A 20,052-nucleotide genomic window follows, 5' to 3' on the forward strand; every position below is an offset into this window, starting at 1 on the left:
CACCCTTACGGATCAGCGAGAGGCGAAACGCGTCAAACCCCCACATAGCGATCCACGATCGAGTGATCCTGCCGCAGCGCCTCCGCACTCATCACCTCGCCGTTGCGCCCGTTCTCGATGAATGCCACACGGTCGGCCACAGACAACACTGCATCCACCCGCTGCTCGACCAGCAGGATCGCCACGCCCTGTTCGCGCATCCTGACGATCACCCGCCGGATCGCCTCGATCATCGACGGCTGCAGCCCCTCGGTCGGCTCATCGAGCAGCAGCGCCTTGGGCTGGATGCACAGCGCCCGCGCCGTGGCCAGCATCTGCTGCTCTCCGCCCGACAGGGTTTGCGCGGGCTGATCCATCCGCTCCCGCAACCGGGGAAAGAGGTCCAACACCTCGTCCAGAACGTCCTTGCCCGCGCCACGCACCTGCAACCCGATCTCCAGGTTCTGCGCCACGCTGAGGCCCGCGAACAGCCGCCGCCCCTGCGGGATATAGCCGATCCCCGCGCGCGGCACCTCGTGCGCGGGCAGGCTGCCGATGTCCTGCCCGTCCAGCGTGATCCGCCCCGACATCAGCGGCAGCAGCCCCATGATCGTCTGCATCGTCGTGGTCTTGCCCGCACCGTTACGGCCCAGCAGGCACAGGATCTCGCCCGCCTCGACCCGCAACGACAGGTCCCGCAGCACCTGCGCCGCGCCATACCCCGAATTGACCGCATCAAGCTCCAGCATCATCCGGTCCCCAGATAGGCCGCCTGCACATCGGCATTCTCGTGAATCTGCTGCGGCGTGCCCTCAGCCAGCATCTCGCCGAAGTTCAGCACACTGACGGAATCGGCGGTCTCCATCACCACTTTCATGTTGTGCTCGATCAGCAGGATCGTCGTTTCCCCCGCCAGCTCGCGGATCAGCGCCTTGAATGCGTCGATCTCGCCCTCCGACAGGCCCTGCGTCGGCTCGTCGAGGATCAGCAGCCGCGGCGCCTGCACCAGCCCCATCGCGATCTCCAAAAGGCGCTGGTGCCCATAACTGAGGTTCCCCGCCTCCTCGTCCGCCTGCCCTTCCAGCCCGACGCGGCCCAGCGCCTCCGCCGTGGCGGCGCCCACCGCGCGGCCCTGCGACCGCCGCCGCGCGGCCAGCGCCACGTTCTCCTGCACCGGCAGACGCGGAAAGATCGAGGTGATCTGAAATGTATAGGCCATACCCTTCAGGATCCGCTTGTGCGCGGGCAGCCGCGTGATGTCCTCGCCGTCGAACATCACCGTCCCCGAGCTCGGCGGGATCCGCCCGCAGATCATCCCCACCAGCGTCGTCTTGCCCGCCCCATTCGGGCCAATCAGCGCCCGCACCTCGCCTTGCGGCAGGTCGAAATCCACGCCGCTCACCGCCTGCAACCCATCAAAGGATTTCGAAAGCCCCCGCACCTTCAGCAGCATCACGGCAACCCTTTCCACAGCCGCCGCCGCACTTCCCCGGTCAGGCCCTGCGGCGCGAACAGCGTCAGCGCCACCAGCGCCACGCCCGCTATCAGCATGTAGGCCGAGGTGACGCCGGAACTGAGGTCGATCAGGTAGAACATGAAGAGCGTGCCAACGAACGGCCCCAGCACCGTGCCCGCGCCGCCCAACAGCACCCACAAAAGCGGAAAGATCGAATACTGCACCGAGCCAAATGTGGCCCCCGCATAGCCGAACAGCAGACCATAGAACGCCCCCGCCGCGGCGGAAATCGTCCCCGACACCACCATCGCCCCCAGCTTGTGCGCATAGGTGTCGTAGCCCAGCATGCGCACGCGCTCCTCATTCTCGCGAATGGCGATCAGCGTCCGCCCGAACCGGCTCTGCACCAGCCAAAGCGACAGCAGAAAGCAGACCGAGAACAGCCCCCACGCCGCGAAATACCGCGCCGTCGGATCGCTCAGGTCGATCCCCCACAGCACCCTCTGCGCCTGCTGGATGACGAACCCCTCGTCGCCCCGCGTGTAGTCCCCGAAATAGAGGATCGTCAGATACCCCGCCTGCGCGAACATCAGCGTCACGATCATGAACGCCACGCCAGAGGTCCGCAGCGCCAACAACGCCAGCCCCCCGGCCACCAGCGCCCCCGCCACGATCCCCGCGATCAACGCGGGCGCAGGCGTAAACCCCGCGTGCTGGATCGTCAGCCCCATCCCGTACATCCCCGCCGCAAAGAACAAGGCGTGCCCAAGGCTCAGCAGCCCCGTATAACCAAACAGGATGTTATACCCGACAGCGTAACTGGCCAGCACCATGATCCGCGCGATATTCCCATGGTGATACGCCGGCAGCACGAACTGCAACGCGAACAGCACCACCAACAGGCCCAGGTGCAACCCCAGAACGCGCCCGCCCATGCTCATGCCGTCCGCGTCCCGAACAGCCCCTGCGGCCGGAACACCAGCACCAGACCCACCAGTAGCGTCGCCAGGATCTTGGCCAGCGTCGGCGAGAAGAAGACCGAGATGATCCCGTCACTCAACCCGATGAAAAGCGCCGCCAGAACCGTCCCCGGCAGGCTCCCCAGCCCGCCGATGATCACCACGATAAAGGCCAGCAGCAACGGTTCCACCCCCATCAGGTAATGCGCCTGCTGGATCGGCACGATCAGCACCGCCCCCAGCGCCGCCAGCCCCGCGCCGATTCCGAAGACCAGCGCATAGACCCGCTCCACCGGGATGCCAAAGGCCAGCGCCATGTCCCGGTCCGCCTGCGTCGCCCGCATCAACAGGCCGATCTTGGTCCGTGCCATCATCGTCCAGACGCCGCACAGCACTGCGCCCGCGGCAAAGATCACGAACAGCTTGTAGGACGTGATGCTCCACCCCCAAGGCTGCGCCATCCCGAACAAGGTCTCGAACCACTCGAACCAAGGCAACTCAATCCGACCACTGAAGGGTGCCTCTACGGGCCGCGCCTCGGGACCATAGGTCATCAACGTCAATTGCTGGATGATGTAGAGCAAACCGATCGTCGCCACGATCGTCCGCTCGGGATCATATTCAATACGCTTCAGTATGGTCACATCCGCCGCCGCCGCCAGCGCCCCCACGAGCAGCGGCGCGATGACCAGCGCGGCGACGAACCCCAGCGCCGGATGCCCGCCCACCATCTGCGCCACGTACCAGGCAATCACCGCGCCCAGCATGTAGAACTCGCCATGCGCGATGTTCACCACCCGCATAACGCCAAAGACAAGGCTCAGGCCCACGGCGGTCAGCGCCAGCACAGCAGCCGTAACCGCGCCTTCCAGCGTGGCGAGGATAAGGTGGGGTCCGAACTCCATCAGGTCAGGTCACACACCCCGTCCGAACCCTGCATCACAGCGGCTGCGTGGTGTAGTCCACCTCGTCGGGATACAGCGTGTCGTCGATGGATGTCGTATGCACGCGCACCAGCCGCCCGTTCTCGACCCGGCTGATATGCTGATGCCCAAACACCTGGTGCGTCTTGCCGTTGAAACGCTTGGCCCCCTGCGGATGCGCCTGGCTTTCGGGCATCTCACCCATCGCCTCGACCGCCTCGATTAGCGCGGGCCTGTCGTCCGGCCCGGCATAGCCGGCCTCTTCCATCCCCGCCTTGATGACATGCAGCGTCTCCCAGCATCCGAACATATGCGCATAGGTCGACACGTCGCTCGCGTCGCTGACCGACGCACCGTTCTCATCCACGCCCACTGCCTCACGATAGAACGCCTCGTGCTCGCTCTGATCCTCCTGCGCGTAGCGCGGCATCCCTTCCCAGAAATACGTCCCTTCCAGGAACTCCAGGCCCGGGCTGGAAATATCCACCGCCTCCAGGCTGTCGATGAACCCGAAGATCTCCGGCCCTTGGTCGCCGAAGAACTCGCCCAATTCCTTCACGAAGGTCAGAACGGCAGGCCCCACCATCACGTGATAAAGCACCTCGGTATCGCGCGGGATCTGCGGGAAATACTTGGTAAAGGAAGTCTCGCTCGGCGGAATCGCGATCTGCGCCAGCACCTCGCCGCCCTGTTCTTCGATCGCGGCGGAAAAGAAATCCCGGTGATCGTGACCGAAGGCGAAATCGGGGAAGATCATGGTGACCTTCTTGCCCAGGTTCTCCGACACGTAGGGCGCCATCGCCTGCACCTGGCTCTTCACGTCGGTGATGCCCGGTTGCAGGGTATAGCGGTTCAGCATCCCGCTCGCCACGTGATGCCCTTCCGACACCACGAAATAGGGCAGCTTCAACTCGCCTGCCCGCGGCGCGGACCCAATCACGACGTGGCTGAACAGCGTGCCAAAGCCCACGTCACAGCCATGCTGGTTGGCGAATTTCTCCACCACCTCGGCACCGCGCTTGGGGTCGGTGCCGTCATCCTCGGCGATGATCTCGATCATCCGCCCATTGATGCCGCCACCCTCGTTGATCAGCTTCACCGCCGCCTCCGTGGTGCGCCCGTACCAGCGCCCGTACGCGGCCCCGATACCGGTACTGTGCTGCTGGAACCCGATCCTGATCGGCTCGGAACTTTGCGCCTGCGCATAGCGCGCCCAAAGCGGCAGGCTCGCCGCCCCCGCCGCAGCCCCGGCCAGAGTCTTCAGCGCACCCCGGCGCGACGTGCCCTTGATCAGCTTGGTCATCGCGAACTCTCCCCGTTCTTTGAAATGACTTTGGCACGATCCTGCGAAGCCCGCCCCGGTTTGTCCAGTGTTTTGACCGGACTGCCCTCAACCGCGCGGCGAGGCCAGCAGCCACAGCCCGAAGAACGTGTAGGCCACCATGAACACCGCCAGCGGCGCCTGCCCCAGCACGGCGCGCCGCCGGTCCGCCCCGTCCCGCATGGCCAACGCGTGCGCCATCATGATCGCCACGACATGCCCCACCACCACGGCCCCGGCCTGGCTCAGCCAGATCCGCCGCACCGTGTCTTGCGTGTTGAAGAAGCCCGTGGTCACGTAAAACCCGTCGAGGCCCAGCAAATGGGCACCGTTCGACAACGGATCGTCCAGCATCTGCACCACGTACTGCACCTCCACAAGGAACGTCGGCAGGTAATGCGCCACGTGGTACCCCAGCGCGATCGGCAGGACCGACGGCGCGAAAAGGCACACCGCCTGCCGCAGGCTCCGCCCCGTCCCGGCAATCCGCTCGCCCAGCCCCAGGCAGGCCGCAAACACCGCCAGCAGCCCAAGGTTGGCCACCACCAATCCAATGAGGTTGGGCATAACAACCGCCGACCGGCCCGGAAACTCCAGCGGGTTGACCCCGATTACCCCCAGCCACCAGAAGGTCTCGTTCAGCCCATCAAAGCTGCCCGTACCCAGCAGAAACACCATCAGCACGGCCATCCTCAGCGGCGGCGCCCGCCGTACCACGCCCTGCCAACCCCAAAGGCCAATTGCCAGCCGGCCGCGCGCTTGGGCAAGCAGCCCCATCCGCCCATAGGCCCGCATCATCACCGTTACCATCTCGCCCCGCAGCAGGAACGCGGGCCCGAACAGCAGCACCCCGAACAGCACTGCATACCAGTAAAGCCCCACGACACTCGCCAACCGCGCCGGATCCGCCGGCGCCGGGTCGCACAAAAGAAACGCCGCAAAGGCCAGGAACAGGGCCACAACCGGCCAGTAACCCCACCTTTGCGGATAGCGCATCAAGGGCCGCATCCCCGTCCAGCGGGACACCACCGCCAGCACCCCTGTCCAGGGGTTCGTCCAGCGCCAGTGATTGCCGAAAAGACCTTGCAGGCTCACCAGCACCACCCACCATACCGTCCAGGTCAACAGCGGCATCGGGTTCTCCATCGGCGTGCGCGGCCCGGCAAATCCCTGCCAGACCGCAAAGGCCAGCACCCCCGTCGCCAGCAGGCTTGTCCCATGCCGCACCGACCACGGCGGCCGCCGCAGCAGCGGCACCGGCGAAAACACCGCCTCCCCGGCCCGCGCCGGCAGCACCGCCAGCAACAGCACCGTCAGAACGACACTCGCCACCCCCGCAGCGATATAGACATCCGTCGGCAAGAGTAGCACGAAACTCTGCTCCGACGCGTGCGCCCACGCCACTCCGCCCCACAATAGGGCAAGGCAGACCGACACGGCCCGCTTCACGATCTCTTCTTCTGGCCAGAAATATCCCGGGGAGGAGGTCGAAACCCCGTTTCGACCGGAGGGGCTGGCCCCTCCTCCCTGCAATAAAGCGTGGCGCAGCCACTCATTCAGATCACCCCGGGTCGCGAATCAGGCTCTGGCACATGCAATGCACGCCGCCACCCCCTTGGGTGATCATGCTCAGGTCCGGGTCGTAGATGGTGAACCCCAGCGCCTTCAGCTTCTCTTTCAGCGTCTTCGACCCCTCGGGCAGCAGCACCCGGTCCTGCCCCAGCGCCACCACGTTGCAGCCCAGCGCGATGGTCTCCTGGAACGGCACCTCGACGATCTCGATCTTCTTCGCCCGCAGCCAGTCGACGATCTCGGGATCGGTGCAATCGGTGCAAACGGCCGCCAGCTTCGGCGCCAGCATCACCACCATCAGGTCGATATGCACATAGAACGGGTCGATATCCGCAAGCTTCACTTCCCAGCCCTCGGCCTCCATCCAGGATGCCACCTGGCGGGCGCCCTGCTCCATCGACCGGCCTTCCTCGCCTTCCCAGCCGATCAGCACGCAGCCCGGCTCGATCACGTTGAAATCGCCGCCCTCGAAGGTGCCAGCGGTGACGAAATCGTAAATCGGAACGCCAAGACCCTGATACGTCTCGATTGCCCGGAAATTCTCGCCCCGGCGCCAATATTGCGACATATGCGTGATGATCGCGCCATAGGGCGTCATCACCGAACTGTCCCGCGCATAGACCTGGTAGGGCAGTTCGGGGTCCGGCACATGCGTATGCACCTCGACGCCCGCGCTTTCATAGGCGCTCACCATCTCGGCATGCTGTTTTTTCGCAACGTTAGGGTCAAATTCCACCCCCCGCCGAAGCGTCTTCTTGCTCACCGACGAGGTCTTCAGCCAGCGGTAATTCTCGATTGGCCCCAGCAGCACCGACCGCAACGTGCCATAGTCACTATCCGCTCCCCAGTCGTTCAGCCTGGGCGTGCCGCCGCCCTCGCGCCGTGCGCGTAGGGTAAAATTGTCAGCCGGTTGATCTTTCATGACAGCTCTCCTTTGCGCGAGAGGCTGAGCCGATGCCGCGCCCAAGTCAAGCGCGACCGCCCCGGCACCGCCGTCGCGCACGGTCATTGCGCAAAACAGAGCTGTCGCGGGCGCAAAACCTCAAGGCCTGTACCGCTCCGCCAAGTCCTCCGTATCCCCGATCGAGGCCAGCTTGACCTCGCGGATCAGCTTCAGCGTCGGTTTCAGGCAAAAGAACACGGACCCCACGATGAACAGCCACACCGCCACGGTTTCCGTCGCCTTCCACAAGAACAGGATCGACCCGATCAAAAACGAGAACGCGGCGACGAAATCCGCCAGCGTGTGCAACAGCTCGAAAATGGCGTAAACCCGTCGTGTCTCGGCACTGACATGGCGCTTGTCCTTGAACATCTGCATGGCACTCTCTCCGGGGTCTGTCGAACATCGCGCCCTAGAAAGACCACGCCGCCCGAATTGGCAAGCAAGAGACCCTAATCTTGCGGAAAAGGCACCACTCCGTCCGCCGCCAGCCGGTTGAAAAAGCCCAGAACCTCGTCCTCGGTCGCCTGCTCCACCGCGCCCGCGCGCACCGCCTCGCGGCTCCAGACCCAGGATTGCGCCGGGTCGTCCCGCATCGCCCAGGCCGGGAACAATCGCGTTTTGATCGACCGCTCCAGCAGGTTGCGCGGTTCGATATGCCGGTCATCCTGCCGAATGCGCGCGTAACAGTGCCTAACGGCCTTGTCGGGCCCTTCCAGCAACTGCAGGTACAGATCCGCCCGACAGATCAGCGCCCCGGTGATGTCATCGCGTTTATTGCACCGCCGCGCATCCAGCAGGATACCGGCCAGCATCGCGTCATCGTATCCGAAGGGGCGAGAGGCATAGATCAACTGCGTGAGCGCCATGGCAGGGCTCCTTTCGCGCTCAGCCTAGGCCACGAACGCTGCGCTGTCTACGCGATCACGATCCGCGCTGGGCGCGAAACAGCTCTGCATTGGGGATCTGTCCCGCGCCACGGTTCAGCTTCAGATCGTCGCGCATCCGCGCATTCAGTTCGACCAGCTTTGCCTCCAGCGCCTGCTTCGCGGCCTCGATCCGCGCCGCGCCCTGCCCCTCACTCCGGGCATGGTGATACGCCAGCACCGCCTCGTAGGCCTCCGTGCTGGCCCGCATCACCGCAACCGACGCGATCACGTCGATCGCCCGGTCCGCCCCCGGCGCACGCTCGGGCAGATCTTGGCCGTGGTTCAGCGCATGCGCCATCTCGTGAAGATGGGTCAAATGCTCGATATAGAGCCTGATCCGTTCCTCGGTCAGCCGCCCAAATGCCCGCGACGCCTTCACCGCGATATAGACCAGCAGCGCCGCAATCACGCATAAAAGTGCCAGAATGCCTTGCCCGACTGTCAAAGGTTCACCTTCCCTTTAGCGCCGTCTTGCGCATCAATTGAGACGCCGGCCGGGGCGGTATCATATCGGAAGTGTCGAGAGGCACAAAGCAACTGAATGAGCGCCATTTGAAGGGCTCCTTTCGCGATAACCCTAACCTAAGCGGCGCAACTTGCCACGCAGGAAAACGGTCAGGATTTGTCCCGATATGTCTCGTCCACCATGCGCCTGACCTTCAGGCTTCGTGCCTCACTATCCGCTCTTATCTCATCCCGCCTGCGCCAGTATTTCCCATTGGTCCACCAGAAAACCAAAACAGCGGGCGCACAAAGGAAACAGATCCACAGCAGGATTGCACCGAAAGGGTGAGGTAGAAAACTGCCAAGTGCGAAGGGAAGAATTCCGAGGCCAATAAGAATCGTATCGCATTGCCAACGGTCAATGCGCGGTGCAACAGCCTCACACCAATTTACATAGCGTGCTAACTGAAGGCTCAGATAATACACCTATCTGCTCAGGCCCCCATGCAGCGTCGGCACGTCCAGCGCCGCGAAGCCGTAATGCCGCAACCACCGCAGGTCCGAATCAAAGAACGCCCGCAAATCCGGAATCCCGTATTTCAGCATCGCGATCCGGTCGATCCCCATGCCAAAGGCAAAGCCCTGCCATTGCTCCGGGTCGATCCCGCCCGAGCGCAGCACGTGCGGATGCACCATGCCCGAGCCCAGCACCTCCAGCCAGTCGTCGCCCTCACCCACTTTCACCGTGCCGCCTTCAAAGGCGCACTGGATGTCCACTTCCGCCGACGGTTCGGTGAACGGGAAGTGCGAAGCGCGGAAACGGGTCTTCACCGAGGTGCCGAAATAGGCGGTGAAGAACTCCTCCAGCACCCATTTCAGGTTCGCCATCGAGATATTCTTGTCGATGGCCAGCCCCTCGACCTGATGGAACATCGGCGTGTGGGTCTGGTCGTAATCGGCGCGGTACACACGGCCCGGCGCGATGATCCGGCAAGGCGCGCCGTGCTTTTCCAGGTGCCGGATCTGCACCGGCGAGGTGTGCGTACGCAGCACGTCTGGCGCGCGGTCGTCCCCCTCGGCCCGGTGCATATAGAACGTGTCCATCTCGGCCCGCGCGGGGTGGTGGCTGGGAATGTTCAGCGCGTCGAAATTATACCAGTCGGTATCGATCTGCGGCCCCTCGGCCACGGCGAACCCCATGTCGGCGAAAATCGCCGTGACTTCCTCGGTCACCTGGCTGATCGGGTGGATCGTGCCTTCCCGCCGCGGCCGTCCCGGCAGGGTCACGTCCAGCCATTCCTCGCGCAGCCGTTCGTCCAGCGCGGCATCCGCCAGCGCCACCTTCTTGGCCGCCAACGCGCTGTTGATCTCGTCCTTCAGCGCGTTCAGCTTCGGCCCCATCTCCTGTCGCTCTTCGGGCGTCATCTTGCCCAGCTCGCGCATCTTCAGCGCGACCTCGCCCTTCTTGCCCACGGCCTGCACGCGCAGATCCTCCAGCGCGGCCTCGTCACCGGCCTCGGCAATGGCTCTCAGGTACTTGTCTCTCAGGTCATCCATGGCGTTTCACTCAATCCCGGTTTGAACGCCGGTTACCCCGACTGGCCCATCAGCGCAAGGTCGCGGCATACTCGCGGGTGAATTCCACGTACCCATCCGAGACGACACCGTGATGCCCCCGCATCATCCCGTGCAATTCCGGCAGGCGGTGGAACGGCACCTGAGGCAGGGCGTGATGCTCGGTGTGGTAGGGCATGTTCCACGCCAGGAACCGCACAATCCGGTTGGTACGGGTGGTGCGTGTGTTCCGGAACATGTCCGCCACAAAGGCGCAGCGCCCGTGTTCCGCCAGCAGGTACAGTCGCAGGAACGGTTGCCCCAGAAGCGCCGGCAGGATCCACACCCAGAACAACAAGGGCGTCACCACGAGGCTCGTCAGCGCCACGGCGTAGAGCGCAAGCATCGCCCGCGCCTCACTCGCTAGGCGCGGCCGCGCGCGCTCGGGCACGTAATCGCCCGGATCGGCACCCGCCGCATTGCGCAGGGTCCGCCCGATCATCGCCCACCAGAACGGCAGGCCGGTCACATGCCACAGATAGGCGCGCCAGCCTTCGGGTTTGGCCCCGGCCAGCAGTTCGGGGTCCTTGCCGGGGATGTTGGTGTGCCGGTGATGCGCGAGGTGAAAATACCGGAACCACTCGAACGGCTGCACGATCAGCAGGCCGCACACCCGCCCCACCGCTTCATTCAGCCAGGGCGACCGGAACGGCGTCTTGTGCGTCGCCTCGTGCTCCAGCGTGAACAGGAAACAGATCGCGATGCCCTGCGGGACCAGCATCGCCCCCCACAAGGGCCAGCCCAGCCCGATCCAGACACCGAACAGCCCGATCAACCCGAAATGCACCGCCAGCCGGAACAGGCCGGGCGCATTCTCGGCCTTTGTCAGCCCGGCCAATACGTCCCGAGGCAAGGCGGCGATGAACTCCCGGTGATCCATGCGGAAAGCCTAAAGCGTTTCGCGAAAAACCTGAATCACAGATTTTCAAGCAATGCATTGCTCCGCTCAGTCGTTGGACGCGTTCCGCCTTTTGCTGAGGCCTCAGGTCAAAGGCGGAACGCTTCAGGCAGCCCCTCGCGCTCCGGCAAGGGGCGGCCGCCGGCCCCGCTCACGCACGGGTTACTTGACACCCCCAACGACGGACCATAGCGCAGCCGGGCAGGCTTTTTAATCAACAATAGCAGGTCCCTATGCGCAATCTTTCCCCCGTGGACCAGTTCCTCTTCGGGCTGATGAACGCCAGTCTCCTCTTCACGTTGGTCTACTGGATATTGGGCTTCGACACTCAGTTCGCCACCGGCTTCGCAATCGAGGACGGCCCCGTCGAGTACGGCACCGCCGTCATGCTGTTCGTGTCGGCGCTCGTGCTGGCATGGCACTCCGCGCGCCAGTTCCGCAAAGGCCAGGCGCTGGCCGGGATCTGCCTGTCGATCTACGCGCTGATCTTCGTCTTCGGCACGGGCGAAGAGATTTCCTGGGGGCAGCGCATCCTGGGGCTGGAGACGCCCGACTCGCTCCGGGAGGTCAACTTCCAGGATGAAATCACGCTGCACAACATCGTGGTGGGCGGCAAGCAGCTGACCAAGACGGTGTTCGGCAGCGGGCTGACCATCGCGATCCTGCTCTACCTGCTGGCATTGCCGGCGCTTTACGGCAGATCCCGCCTTGTCACGCGCATTGCCGACCGCCTGGCATGGCCGGTGCCGTCATGGCGCCACGGGATCATGGGCATTGTCGCCAGCGTGGTGATGCTGGTCGTCGAGATCCCCCGCCAGTGGGAGGTCTACGAATTCGTCTTCAGCCTGCTGACCACGTCGATCTTCCTTGCGCCGGCCAACACCGCCACGTTCGGACGGCCAGACGCGGCCTGAGCCGCATCCACGCGCCCGCCCCGGACCGGGCCAGGGGAAATCAGGCAGCTGACGTGCTGCGCAAGTCGCGCACTTCGCGGTCATGCGCCGCCAGAAGCCGCTTGGCCTTTTCACTCAGTTCGGATTGCCCGTCTCGGGTCTGCACGATCACGCGTACCATGTCTCTGCCTCCTGGGTTGCCGCCCTTTACGGGCCGTTGTGTCAAAAGGCATCCCACAACTTTGCGGAGAAAGTATGTCTGATTTTAGAAAATTGTTAACGATCCTGGCACGAAGAAAAACGCCGCCGGGTTGACCCGACGGCGTTCGTTTCTTGTCCCTCGAACGGCAGGCTTACGCGGTCAGCGCGCCTTTTGCCTGTTCCACGATGGCGCCGAATGCGGCGGGTTCGTGCACGGCCAAATCGGCCAGGACCTTGCGGTCCACTTCGACACCGGCCAGCGACAGGCCGTTGATGAACCGCGAATAGGTCAGCGATTCGTCATGGGCGCGCACGGCGGCGTTGATCCGCTGAATCCACAGCGCGCGGAAGTTCCGCTTGCGGTTCTTGCGGTCGCGCGTGGCGTACTGGTTGGCCTTGTCCACGGCCTGTGCCGCCACCTTGAAGGTGTTCTTGCGACGACCGTAATAGCCTTTTGCGGCGTTGGTGATTTTCTTGTGACGGGCGTGGGTAACGGTCCCACCTTTGACTCTCGACATGTCTCGAACCTCCTCAGCGTGCGTAGGGCATCATCGGCTTGATGATACCTTCATCAGCCTTGCAAAGCGTCGTGGTGCCACGCGCGTTGCGGACGAATTTGTTGGTCCGTTTGATCATGCCGTGGCGCTTGCCGGCCTGGCCAGCCACCACGCGGCCCTTGGCCGTCACCTTGAACCGCTTCTTGCAGCTCGATTTCGTCTTCATCTTGGGCATTTCCGGCTCCTCTTGATGGTCGGTCTTATGCGCGACTCGGCATGCCACTCCGGCCGGCCGCGCGAATGAGAGCGCCGTATAGGACGACAGCGTGCGTAAAGCAAGGGGGTTTGCCCCGGTTTGCGACCGTCCGGGAAAGGGGACGTGCTCCGGGCGCTTGCCAACGCGCACCCGCAGGGCTAGACCGGATTTTCCCCAACCCACGGGAGGCGTCAGTGTCCACCACCCTCCGGCTCGCCATGGCAAGCATCTTCGTCGGTGCAATCGTGCTCGCGATCAAAAGCCTGGCGTGGTGGCTGACAGGTTCGGTGGCCCTTCTGTCGGATGCCCTGGAAAGCACCGTCAACGTGGCCACGGCCATCGCGGCGCTCATCGCGATCCGCATCGCCGCCATACCGGCGGATTCCTCGCACCCCTACGGCCACCATAAGGCCGAGTTCTTCAGCGCCGTGCTCGAAGGCGTGATGATCATCATCGCCGCACTCGTCATCCTGCGCGAGGCCTATCGCGGCTTTCTCGATCCCGTCGCGCTCGACATGCCGGTCGAGGGGCTTGTGATCAACGGCGCCGCCACGGTCATCAACGCGCTCTGGGCCTGGGTCCTCATCACACGCGGCCGCGCCAATTCATCGCCCGCGCTCGTCGCAGACGGCCGCCACCTGTGGACCGATGTCGTCACCTCGGCGGGCGTCGCGCTCGGCGTCCTTCTGGCGATGGTCACCGGCTGGTGGGTGCTCGACCCGATCATGGCCGCCATCGTCGCGGTCAACATCCTCTGGTCCGGCTCGCGCGTCGTGCGCGAGTCGCTCAGCGGCCTGATGGACGAGGCCGTATCCGATGAAACGCTCGACACCGTGCGCGAGATCATCGCGACCGAGGCCGGGGGCGCGGTCGAGGCGCATGACCTGCGCACCCGCCATGCCGGACCGGCGATCTTCATCGACTTTCACCTCGTCGTGCCGGGCGACACCACGGTCTTTGATGCGCACGAGATCTGCGACCGGGTCGAAGCCGCCCTGAAACAGGCAGTCGAGGGCGCGCGGATCACCATCCACGTAGAGCCCGAGCACAAGCAGAAGCATTCCGGCATCGTCGTGCTGGACTGACCCCCGACCCCGCCTCGCGTCAACGCGCCATTTGCGCGAAAAGCCGATTGCCCGTAACATCCGGCGCGGGGAGGATCGGCAGGCTGGACAGGAAGCGCCATATCGACAAGGTCGTGAACGCGGTGAATTCGCCCAGTGCCGCCGCGCGTTCCGCGCTGGCGGCCTCCTGGCACCGCTCGATGGAACGGCACGGGCTCGACCCCGCCGCCCCGGCGCAGGGCCAGCGCGTCGATCACAGCGTCGTCGACGAAAGCCGCGCGCGCCTCGACCGCTTCATGACCATCGCCGCACCCAAGCTCGACCAGCTCTTCGGTCTCGTGGGCCTGTCGGGCTGCGGCGTCCTCTTGACCGACGAAAGCGGTATCATCCTCGACCAGCGCTGTTCTGACGGCGACCGCACCACGTTCGAGGACTGGGGCCTCGCCGTCGGCGCCGACTGGTCCGAGGCCGCAGAGGGCACCAACGGCATCGGCACCTGCCTGACCGAGAAACGCCGCATCACCATTCACCGCGACGACCACTTCCTCGCCCGCAACATCGGCATGAGCTGCATGGACGCGCCCATTTTCGGCCCCGATGGCGGGCTTCTGGCCGCGCTCGACGTCTCCTCGGCCCGTGTCGACCAGACCGAGGCCTATAACCGCCTGATCGCCGCGATGGTCGATCAGACCGCCCACGCAATCGAGGCCGATTTCTTCCGCGCGTCCTATCCCAAGGCCCGCATCGTGGTGGCCGATTCGGCCGAGGGCGGCGCGGCGACCCTGCTGGCCGTGGATGGCGACGATATCGTGGTGGGCGCCACCCGAGAGGCGCGCAAGGCGCTTGGTCTGTCGCCCAGCGGCACCTTCACCCCGCGCCCCGCGTCGGACATCTTCGGGCGCGAGGACGGCCCCCGCGGCTTCGAGAAGGCTGAGCGCGCCGCCGTCGTGCGCGCCCTTACCCGCGCGAATGGCAACGTGTCCGAGGCCGCCCGCGCGCTGGGGATCGGCCGCGCCACCCTCTATCGGCGCATGAAACGGCTGGGTCTGGACGACACTTGACCCGACCTGTCTCAGTTCTGAGACACCCCCGCGCCACCACCGCTTGCCCCCCTCCTGACGAATCGCTCGTCGCACGTCACCTCTCTCCTCACGACTTCGGGCGGAGGACCCGAGGCGACCAGGAGGAACCAACATGAACGAACAGACGCAACTCTCGGCGGAATTCCAATCGCCTTTCAAGACCCGCTACGACAACTTCATCGGCGGCAAATTCACCCCGCCCGTGAACGGCAAGTATTTCGACAACGTGACCCCGATCACCGGCCAGCCGGTCTGCGAAATCGCCCGCTCGGATGCCGCCGACGTGGAGCTGGCGCTCGACGCCGCCCATGCCGCCAAAGACGCCTGGGGCAGCACCTCGGCCACCGAACGCGCAAATATCCTGCTGAAAGTGGCGGATAGGATCGAGGAAAACCTCGACCTGATCGCCGTGGCCGAGACATGGGACAACGGCAAACCGATCCGCGAGACCGTCAATGCCGACATTCCGCTCGCCGTCGACCATTTCCGGTACTTCGCCAGCGTCCTGCGCGGGCAGGAAGGCGCGATGTCCGAAATCGACGCCGACACCGTCGCCTATCACTATCACGAGCCGCTGGGCGTCGTGGGCCAGATCATCCCGTGGAACTTCTCGGTGCTGATGGCGGCATGGAAACTCGCCCCGGCGCTGGCCGCCGGAAACTGCATCGTCCTGAAACCGGCAGAACAGACCCCCGCCGCGATCATGGTGCTGATGGAGGTCATTGCCGACCTTCTGCCCGACGGCGTGCTGAACATCGTCAACGGCTACGGCGCCGAGGTCGGCGCGGCGCTGGCGAAATCCAACCGTATCGCCAAGATCGCCTTCACCGGCTCCACCCAGACCGGCCGCAAGATCATGCAATACGCGACCGAGAACCTCATCCCCGTCACGCTGGAACTGGGCGGCAAGTCCCCCAACATCTTCTTTTCCGACGTGATGGCCAAGGACGACGCCTTTCTCGACAAGGCGATCGAGGGCTTCGTGCTCTTCGCTTTCAACCAGGGCGAGGTCTGCACCTGCCCCAGCCGCGCGCTGATCCAGGAAGACATCTATGAAGAGTTCATCGCTCGCGCCATCGAACGGGTGAAAGCCATCAAGCAGGGCGACCCCCGCCTGATGGACACGATGGTGGGCGCACAGGCCAGCCGCGCACAGCAGGACAAGATCCTCAGCTACCTGCAGATCGGTGTCGAGGAAGGCGCCGAGGTGCTGGCCGGCGGTGCAGCGGCGCAGATGGAGGGCGAGTTGTCCGAGGGCTACTACATCCAGCCGACCATCCTGAAAGGCCACAACAAGATGCGCGTCTTCCAGGAAGAGATCTTCGGCCCGGTCGTCTCCGTCACAACCTTCAAGGACGAGGCCGAGGCGCTGGAACTGGCCAATGACACCATCTACGGCCTCGGCGCCGGGGTCTGGTCGCGCGACGCCAACACCTGCTACCGCTTCGGGCGCGGCATCCAGGCCGGACGCGTCTGGGTCAACAACTACCACGCCTACCCGGCCCACGCGGCCTTTGGCGGCTACAAGCAGTCCGGCATCGGGCGCGAGAACCACAAGATGATGCTCGACCACTACCAGCAGACCAAGAACATGCTGGTCAGCTACAACCCCAACAAGCTGGGTTTCTTCTAGGATCGGATCGGGGCGGCACGATGTGTCGCCCCTTTTTCACGCCAGGGCCGTCCACGCGGCCTCAGGTCAGGTACCTTGCCACCACCTGCACGAAGACATTGGGTATCTCGTAGATGTCATACCCGCCCGGCTTGTTGCTGATCGCCCAGAACACCATGACACCCGCTGCGATGACCGTGAGCGCCGCCACCCGCGGCGCGTGCCCGTCCGAAATCGCCGACAGGATCGCCGGGATCGAGAACACCCCCAGAACCAGGCCAATGACAAAGATAAGATCGGGATCCATTGCACAGATCCTCCTTGAACCGCTCTGCCGGCGAGTATAGCGCAGTTCAGTCTTGGTCAGTCGAAGAAAGTTCCTTTTGATTACAGGGTGCTACCCGCAGGATATTGGTCGTACCCGGCACGTTGAACGGCACGCCCGCGGTGACGATCACCAGGTCGTCCTCGGTGGCGTATCCCTGCTTCAGCGCGGCGCGCGTGGCGTTCTGCACCGCCATCTTGAACCGCGACAGTTCCGGCGTCATGACGCAATCGGTGCCCCAGTTCAGCGACAGCCGCCGCGCCGTGTCGCGCACGTTGGTCATGGCGATGATCGGCACGCGCGGCCGCTCGCGCGCGGTCAGCAGCGCGGTCGTGCCGCTTTGCGTAAAGCAACAGATCGCCGCCACATCGGTGGTTTCCGCGATCTCCCGCGCCGCGGCGACGATCCCGTCGGCCACCGTGGTGCGGTCGGCCTTGCGCGAGGCTTCGATGATCTCGGTATAGGTCGGATCCTCCTCGACCTCGCGGGCCACGTTGTCCATCGTCTGCACCGCCTCGATCGGGTACTCGCCCGCCGCCGACTCCGCCGACAGCATGATCGCGTCCGCGCCTTCGTAAATCGCCGTGGCCACGTCGCTGACCTCGGCGCGGGTGGGCATCGGGCTCGAGATCATCGACTCCAGCATCTGCGTGGCGATGATCACCGGCTTGGCCGCCGCGCGGCACTTGCGCACCATCCGCTTTTGCAAGGGCGGCACGTTCTGCACCGGCAGTTCCACGCCCAGGTCGCCGCGGGCCACCATGATCCCGTCGACCTCTTTCAGGATGGCATCGAAATCCGTCACCGCCGACGGTTTTTCCACCTTTACCATGATCGCCGCGCGCCCGCGCACCAGCGCGCTGGCCTCGATCACGTCCCGCGCGCGCTGCACGAAACTCAACGCCAGCCAGTCCACGCCCAGTTCGCAGGCAAATTCCAGGTCGGCGCGGTCCTTCTCGGTCAGCGCGGCCAGCGGCAGCACCACGTCAGGCACGTTCACGCCCTTGCGATCCGAAATCGTGCCGCCAGTCACAACCTCGGTTTCGGCATAGTCATTGCCGCATTTGGTGACCTTCAGGCGGATCTTACCGTCGTTGACCAACAATCGCGCGCCGGGTTTCAGCGCCTGGAAAATCTCGGGATGCGGCAAATTCACACGGTCGATCGTGCCTTCTGCGTCATCCAGATCCAGCCGGAACGACGCGCCCTCTTCCAGTTCTTCCGACCCGTTCTTGAATGGCCCGACCCGCAGCTTTGGCCCCTGCAGGTCCGCCAGGATGGCGATCGGACTGTCCAGGTCCTGCTCGACCTTTCGAATGATCTCGTGCTTGGCGCGGATATCGTCCTGCGTGCCGTGGCTCATGTTCAGCCGGAACACATCCGCCCCCGCCTCGTGCAGAGCCCGGATCGTCTCATAGCTGTCCGATGCCGGGCCCAGCGTGGCCACGATCTTCACATTGCGATAGCGTCTCATGTCTGTCCTTACCTTATTGTCCAGCCGGCGTTAGCGCTAAACTTACGCAGGGTTATTACTTAATTCCCATTCCCTGACAACTGACATAAAAGTGGCGGGCAAGAGATGACATCACCATGACATATCGACCGTTTTTCACCGAAGGGGCAGATCGCCCCACCCGCTGGCTCGTCACCTGCGACCATGCCGCCAACACCGTGCCGCCCTTCGTGAACGGAGGCTCGCTCGGGCTCGACCCCGCGGATATGGCCCGCCACATCGCCTATGATCCAGGCGCCGCCGGGGTGGCGCGGGCGCTGGCCCGTGCGCTCGACGCGCCCTGCATCATGACCAACTTTTCCCGCCTCGTGATCGACCCCAACCGGGGCGAAGATGACCCGACACTGGTGATGAAGCTCTATGACGGCACCATCATCCCCGCCAACCGCCATGTCGGTCCGGCCGAAATCGAACAGCGCCTGAACGCGCTACACAGACCCTATCACAGCGAATTGGCTCGATTGGCCGCGCGGCAGGACGACACGATCATCGTCTCGATCCACTCCTTCACGCGCCAACTCCGGAACCGCCCGCCCCGGCCCTGGCACATCGGCGTGCTCTATGCCACGGACGAACGTCTGACCCGCCCGCTGATCAACCGCATGGCGCAGGAACCCGACATTTGCGTCGGCGAGAACGAACCCTATGGCGGCCATCTGCCCGGCGACGCCATCGCCCGGCACGGCATCGCCTATCAGCGTCTCAATGCCCTGATCGAGCTGCGCAACGACCTGATCGTCACCGAGGATCAGCAAACCGCCTGGGCCCGGCGTCTGGCGCCGATGCTGGTCGAGGCGGCAGGCCATGCCGGGGTCGATTCAGAGACTGTTTCACTGCAAACCGGGTGATTTCATTAACAGATCGCCACATTCACCGACCGAGAGGAGGCGCGCGTGCCGCATATCATAATTGAACATTCCGGCGGTCTGGAAGACAGCCACGACCTTCAGGCGCTCTGCGACGACCTGTGGGAGAAATTCGCGGATCACCATAGCGTCACGGCGCCCGACACCGTGCGCACCCGCACCCTCGCCGCCACCGCCTCGCGCATCGGCGTCGAACCGCAGACATTCGCCCACGCCACGCTGCTTCTCCTCCCCGGCCGCAGCGACGAGACCCGCACGGAACTCGCCCAACTGGTGCTGGACACGCTTCAGGCGCACCTGCCCGACGTCGGCAGCCTGACCGTCCGCTTGGATGATATCCAACAGCCCTATATGAAACGTATGCTCTGACCGAATAAGGGAGACACGAAGATGGACGACCAGACCCGCATCGAACTCGAGGCCGCCGCGTTTCGCACCCTGCGCGAGCACCTTATGGAAAAGCGCACCGACGTGCAGAACATCGACATGATGAACCTCGCCGGCTTCTGCCGCAACTGCCTCAGCCGCTGGTACCAGGAGGCCGCGAACGAACGCGGAATCGACATGACCAAGGACGAGGCGCGCGAGATTTTCTACGGCATGACGATGGACGAGTGGAAGGCCAACTACCAGACCGACGCCTCTGACGACAAGAAAGCGGCCTTCGACAAATCCTTCGCCGAAAACGTGGGGCCCAAGACCTGA

At 64.3% G+C, this 20,052-nt stretch carries 23 protein-coding genes; 7 read left to right on the plus strand and 16 right to left on the minus strand.

The genetic code is table 11. The features are described 5' to 3' along the window. Positions 1 to 32 precede the first annotated feature (32 nt). The 12 genes from ACQY4V_RS16575 to ACQY4V_RS16630 all read right to left on the minus strand — a co-directional run bounded on the left by ACQY4V_RS16575 (position 33) and on the right by ACQY4V_RS16630 (position 11,020). Positions 33 to 728: an ABC transporter ATP-binding protein gene (locus ACQY4V_RS16575; RefSeq protein WP_428513551.1), complete on the minus strand. Its 696-nt coding sequence runs from the start codon at positions 726 to 728 to the stop codon at positions 33 to 35. After that, complete coding sequence (locus ACQY4V_RS16580; protein ID WP_428513553.1) at positions 728 to 1,435, minus strand: ABC transporter ATP-binding protein; 708 nt, start codon at positions 1,433 to 1,435, stop codon at positions 728 to 730. The genes ACQY4V_RS16575 and ACQY4V_RS16580 overlap by 1 nt, the downstream gene beginning before the upstream one ends. Continuing rightward, a complete protein-coding gene (locus tag ACQY4V_RS16585; protein ID WP_428513555.1) occupies positions 1,432 to 2,376 on the minus strand; it encodes a branched-chain amino acid ABC transporter permease in 945 nt (314 codons plus the stop codon). The genes ACQY4V_RS16580 and ACQY4V_RS16585 overlap by 4 nt, the downstream gene beginning before the upstream one ends. Next, positions 2,373 to 3,299, minus strand: a complete 927-nt coding sequence (locus ACQY4V_RS16590; RefSeq protein ID WP_428513557.1) for a branched-chain amino acid ABC transporter permease — start codon at positions 3,297 to 3,299, stop codon at positions 2,373 to 2,375. The genes ACQY4V_RS16585 and ACQY4V_RS16590 overlap by 4 nt, the downstream gene beginning before the upstream one ends. Before the next feature lie 34 nt (positions 3,300 to 3,333). Beyond that, entirely contained in the window at positions 3,334 to 4,620 is a 1,287-nt protein-coding gene (locus ACQY4V_RS16595) for an ABC transporter substrate-binding protein (RefSeq protein ID WP_428513559.1), read from the minus strand. Positions 4,621 to 4,707: 87 nt separating this feature from the next. Next, positions 4,708 to 6,087, minus strand: a complete 1,380-nt coding sequence (locus ACQY4V_RS16600; RefSeq protein WP_428513561.1) for a hypothetical protein — start codon at positions 6,085 to 6,087, stop codon at positions 4,708 to 4,710. Positions 6,088 to 6,199: 112 nt separating this feature from the next. Beyond that, complete coding sequence (locus tag ACQY4V_RS16605) at positions 6,200 to 7,132, minus strand: dimethylarginine dimethylaminohydrolase family protein (protein ID WP_428513563.1); 933 nt, start codon at positions 7,130 to 7,132, stop codon at positions 6,200 to 6,202. A 120-nt stretch (positions 7,133 to 7,252) separates the two neighbouring features. Then, positions 7,253 to 7,531, minus strand: coding sequence for a YrhK family protein (locus ACQY4V_RS16610; protein WP_428513565.1), 279 nt, complete (start codon positions 7,529 to 7,531; stop codon positions 7,253 to 7,255). A 74-nt stretch (positions 7,532 to 7,605) separates the two neighbouring features. Next, positions 7,606 to 8,022 carry a BLUF domain-containing protein gene (locus ACQY4V_RS16615; protein WP_428513567.1) on the minus strand — a complete coding sequence of 139 codons (417 nt, stop codon included), beginning with the start codon at positions 8,020 to 8,022 and terminating at the stop codon, positions 7,606 to 7,608. A 55-nt stretch (positions 8,023 to 8,077) separates the two neighbouring features. Further along, a complete protein-coding gene (locus tag ACQY4V_RS16620) occupies positions 8,078 to 8,527 on the minus strand; it encodes a hypothetical protein (protein WP_428513569.1) in 450 nt (149 codons plus the stop codon). Positions 8,528 to 9,012: 485 nt separating this feature from the next. Further along, positions 9,013 to 10,083 (minus strand): phenylalanine--tRNA ligase subunit alpha, encoded by a 1,071-nt coding sequence (gene pheS, locus ACQY4V_RS16625; protein WP_428513571.1) that lies wholly within the window; start codon positions 10,081 to 10,083, stop codon positions 9,013 to 9,015. 49 nt (positions 10,084 to 10,132) lie between these two features. After that, on the minus strand, positions 10,133 to 11,020 hold the full coding sequence (locus ACQY4V_RS16630; protein ID WP_428513573.1) for a fatty acid desaturase: 888 nt from the start codon (positions 11,018 to 11,020) through the stop codon (positions 10,133 to 10,135). 269 nt (positions 11,021 to 11,289) lie between these two features. Here ACQY4V_RS16630 and ACQY4V_RS16635 point away from each other — a divergent pair, with 269 nt between their 5' ends. Next, a complete protein-coding gene (locus tag ACQY4V_RS16635; protein WP_428513575.1) occupies positions 11,290 to 11,952 on the plus strand; it encodes a hypothetical protein in 663 nt (220 codons plus the stop codon). A gap of 332 nt (positions 11,953 to 12,284) precedes the next feature. Here ACQY4V_RS16635 and rplT read toward each other — a convergent pair whose 3' ends face one another. Together rplT and rpmI are read right to left on the minus strand one after the other, a co-directional pair. Further along, a complete protein-coding gene (gene rplT / locus ACQY4V_RS16640) occupies positions 12,285 to 12,650 on the minus strand; it encodes a 50S ribosomal protein L20 (RefSeq protein ID WP_152494161.1) in 366 nt (121 codons plus the stop codon). Between the two features lie 13 nt (positions 12,651 to 12,663). Then, positions 12,664 to 12,864: a 50S ribosomal protein L35 gene (gene rpmI, locus ACQY4V_RS16645; protein ID WP_057790554.1), complete on the minus strand. Its 201-nt coding sequence runs from the start codon at positions 12,862 to 12,864 to the stop codon at positions 12,664 to 12,666. Positions 12,865 to 13,079: 215 nt separating this feature from the next. On the opposite strand from rpmI, the gene ACQY4V_RS16650 reads away from it, so the two are divergent. From ACQY4V_RS16650 to adh, 3 genes are all read left to right on the plus strand, one after another. After that, the gene (locus ACQY4V_RS16650) at positions 13,080 to 13,970 is read left to right on the plus strand and encodes a cation diffusion facilitator family transporter (protein WP_428513578.1); all 891 of its coding nucleotides are present in this window, start codon (positions 13,080 to 13,082) and stop codon (positions 13,968 to 13,970) included. A 47-nt stretch (positions 13,971 to 14,017) separates the two neighbouring features. Then, positions 14,018 to 15,010, plus strand: a complete 993-nt coding sequence (locus ACQY4V_RS16655; protein WP_428513580.1) for a helix-turn-helix domain-containing protein — start codon at positions 14,018 to 14,020, stop codon at positions 15,008 to 15,010. A 133-nt stretch (positions 15,011 to 15,143) separates the two neighbouring features. Next, positions 15,144 to 16,664, plus strand: coding sequence for an aldehyde dehydrogenase (adh, locus tag ACQY4V_RS16660; RefSeq protein ID WP_428513582.1), 1,521 nt, complete (start codon positions 15,144 to 15,146; stop codon positions 16,662 to 16,664). A gap of 61 nt (positions 16,665 to 16,725) precedes the next feature. On the opposite strand, the gene ACQY4V_RS16665 is transcribed toward adh, so the two are convergent. Next, a complete protein-coding gene (locus ACQY4V_RS16665) occupies positions 16,726 to 16,950 on the minus strand; it encodes a hypothetical protein (RefSeq protein ID WP_428513584.1) in 225 nt (74 codons plus the stop codon). 46 nt (positions 16,951 to 16,996) lie between these two features. Continuing rightward, the gene (pyk, locus tag ACQY4V_RS16670; RefSeq protein WP_428513586.1) at positions 16,997 to 18,442 is read right to left on the minus strand and encodes a pyruvate kinase; all 1,446 of its coding nucleotides are present in this window, start codon (positions 18,440 to 18,442) and stop codon (positions 16,997 to 16,999) included. 116 nt (positions 18,443 to 18,558) lie between these two features. On the opposite strand from pyk, the gene ACQY4V_RS16675 reads away from it, so the two are divergent. The 3 genes from ACQY4V_RS16675 to ACQY4V_RS16685 are packed head-to-tail and all read left to right on the plus strand — an operon-like array spanning position 18,559 to position 20,052. Then, complete coding sequence (locus ACQY4V_RS16675; protein ID WP_428513588.1) at positions 18,559 to 19,329, plus strand: N-formylglutamate amidohydrolase; 771 nt, start codon at positions 18,559 to 18,561, stop codon at positions 19,327 to 19,329. Between the two features lie 45 nt (positions 19,330 to 19,374). Then, the gene (locus tag ACQY4V_RS16680) at positions 19,375 to 19,716 is read left to right on the plus strand and encodes a 5-carboxymethyl-2-hydroxymuconate Delta-isomerase (RefSeq protein ID WP_428513590.1); all 342 of its coding nucleotides are present in this window, start codon (positions 19,375 to 19,377) and stop codon (positions 19,714 to 19,716) included. Positions 19,717 to 19,737: 21 nt separating this feature from the next. Further along, on the plus strand, positions 19,738 to 20,052 hold the full coding sequence (locus ACQY4V_RS16685; RefSeq protein WP_057790537.1) for a DUF1244 domain-containing protein: 315 nt from the start codon (positions 19,738 to 19,740) through the stop codon (positions 20,050 to 20,052).

It is taken from the genome of Roseovarius sp. (assembly GCF_965277045.1).
In the GTDB taxonomy this organism is placed as follows: Bacteria; Pseudomonadota; Alphaproteobacteria; order Rhodobacterales; family Rhodobacteraceae; genus Roseovarius.

Bases quoted from the DNA above. Each gene is read 5' to 3' on its own strand.
- ACQY4V_RS16630 (WP_428513573.1), bottom strand. From the start codon at position 11,020: ATGGATCACCGGGAGTTCATCGCCGCCTTGCCTCGGGACGTATTGGCC.
- ACQY4V_RS16675 (WP_428513588.1), top strand. From the start codon at position 18,559: ATGACATATCGACCGTTTTTCACCGAAGGGGCAGATCGCCCCACCCGC.
- pheS (WP_428513571.1), bottom strand. From the start codon at position 10,083: ATGGATGACCTGAGAGACAAGTACCTGAGAGCCATTGCCGAGGCCGGT.
- rpmI (WP_057790554.1), bottom strand. From the start codon at position 12,864: ATGCCCAAGATGAAGACGAAATCGAGCTGCAAGAAGCGGTTCAAGGTG.
- ACQY4V_RS16685 (WP_057790537.1), top strand. From the start codon at position 19,738: ATGGACGACCAGACCCGCATCGAACTCGAGGCCGCCGCGTTTCGCACC.
- adh (WP_428513582.1), top strand. From the start codon at position 15,144: ATGAACGAACAGACGCAACTCTCGGCGGAATTCCAATCGCCTTTCAAG.
- ACQY4V_RS16615 (WP_428513567.1), bottom strand. From the start codon at position 8,022: ATGGCGCTCACGCAGTTGATCTATGCCTCTCGCCCCTTCGGATACGAT.
- ACQY4V_RS16590 (WP_428513557.1), bottom strand. From the start codon at position 3,299: ATGGAGTTCGGACCCCACCTTATCCTCGCCACGCTGGAAGGCGCGGTT.
- pyk (WP_428513586.1), bottom strand. From the start codon at position 18,442: ATGAGACGCTATCGCAATGTGAAGATCGTGGCCACGCTGGGCCCGGCA.
- ACQY4V_RS16610 (WP_428513565.1), bottom strand. From the start codon at position 7,531: ATGCAGATGTTCAAGGACAAGCGCCATGTCAGTGCCGAGACACGACGG.
- ACQY4V_RS16665 (WP_428513584.1), bottom strand. From the start codon at position 16,950: ATGGATCCCGATCTTATCTTTGTCATTGGCCTGGTTCTGGGGGTGTTC.
- rplT (WP_152494161.1), bottom strand. From the start codon at position 12,650: ATGTCGAGAGTCAAAGGTGGGACCGTTACCCACGCCCGTCACAAGAAA.
- ACQY4V_RS16575 (WP_428513551.1), bottom strand. From the start codon at position 728: ATGCTGGAGCTTGATGCGGTCAATTCGGGGTATGGCGCGGCGCAGGTG.
- ACQY4V_RS16585 (WP_428513555.1), bottom strand. From the start codon at position 2,376: ATGAGCATGGGCGGGCGCGTTCTGGGGTTGCACCTGGGCCTGTTGGTG.
- ACQY4V_RS16595 (WP_428513559.1), bottom strand. From the start codon at position 4,620: ATGACCAAGCTGATCAAGGGCACGTCGCGCCGGGGTGCGCTGAAGACT.
- ACQY4V_RS16605 (WP_428513563.1), bottom strand. From the start codon at position 7,132: ATGAAAGATCAACCGGCTGACAATTTTACCCTACGCGCACGGCGCGAG.